The 219-nt window shown below is 62.1% G+C and carries 1 pseudogene; it reads right to left on the reverse strand.

What is annotated here, in order from left to right:
• A pseudogene (locus H6B10_RS17190) lies at positions 1-112 on the reverse strand (Holliday junction branch migration DNA helicase RuvB); the annotation flags it as partial.
• Positions 113-219 lie beyond the last annotated feature (107 nt).

Genomic DNA, 219 nt, shown 5'->3' on the forward strand with positions numbered 1-219 from the left:
CCCGCACCCGCTTGAGCAGCCGGTTGGCGATACGGGGTGTACCGCGGCTACAGCGGGCCAGTTCCAGGGCACCTTCCTCCGTAATGGGAATGCCCAGTATACCGGCGCTGCGGGACCGTTTCGGCATCCTGCTCAAACTGGAACCTTACAGCCCCAAGGAACTGGGGCAGATCATTACCCGCAGCGCCGGTATACTGGGCATTCCCATTACGGAGGAAG

This window comes from Gemmiger formicilis (assembly GCF_016901605.1).
Lineage (GTDB): Bacteria > Bacillota > Clostridia > Oscillospirales > Ruminococcaceae > Gemmiger > Gemmiger formicilis_B.